Source organism: Rhodococcus sp. ENV425 (assembly GCF_002887785.1).
Taxonomy (GTDB): domain Bacteria; phylum Actinomycetota; class Actinomycetes; order Mycobacteriales; family Mycobacteriaceae; genus Rhodococcus; species Rhodococcus aetherivorans.
In genome coordinates, this window is record NZ_PCZU01000159.1 from 1 (window position 1) to 924 (window position 924).

The 924-nt window shown below is 71.1% G+C and carries 1 protein-coding gene; it reads left to right on the forward strand.

The features are described from left to right. The coding region (locus tag CQZ88_RS13325; RefSeq protein ID WP_102799875.1) for a PLP-dependent transferase at positions 1–924 on the forward strand (924 nt) is incomplete at both ends.

The following is a 924-nucleotide window of genomic DNA, read 5'->3' on the forward strand; positions in this document are numbered from 1 at the left end:
CGGCTGGAGCTTCGAGACCAAGCAGATCCACGTGGGCCAGCCCGGCGGCGGCGACACCCGCGCCCGCGCCCTGCCGATCTACCAGACCACCAGCTACACCTTCGACAGCACCGACCACGCCGCCGCCCTGTTCGGCCTCACCGAACCGGGCAACATCTACACCCGCATCATGAACCCCACCCAGGACGCGGTCGAACAACGCATCGCCGCCCTCGAAGGCGGCGCCGCCGCCCTGCTGCTGTCCTCCGGCCAGGCCGCCGAAACCTTCGCCGTGCTCAACCTCGCCGCCGCCGGCGACCACCTCGTCTCCAGCCCCTACCTCTACGGCGGCACCTACAACCTGTTCCACTACACCCTGCCCCGACTCGGCATCGAGGTCACCTTCGTCGACGACCCCGACGACCTCGACCAGTGGCGCGCCGCGATCCGCCCCACCACCCGCGCCTTCTACGGCGAAACCATCGCCAACCCCAAGAACCACCTCCTCGACCTGCCGGGCATCTCCGGGGTGGCCCACGAGCACCACCTGCCGCTGATCGTCGACAACACCGTCGCCACCCCCTACCTGATCCGCCCCCTCGAGCACGGCGCCGACATCGTCGTGCACTCGGCCACCAAATACCTCGGCGGCCACGGCACCGCCATCGCCGGCGTCCTCGTCGACGGCGGCACCTTCGACTGGACCGCCACCGGCCCCGACGGCACCGCGCGGCACCCCCAGTTCGTCACCCCCGACCCCAGCTACCACGGCGTGGTCTACGCCGACCTCGGCGCCCCCGCCTACGCCCTCAAGGCCCGCGTGCAACTGCTGCGCGACCTCGGCTCCGCGGTCTCCCCGTTCAACGCCTTCCTCATCGCCCAGGGCCTGGAAACCCTGTCGCTGCGCATGGAACGGCACGTCGCCAACGCCGCCCGCGTCGCCGA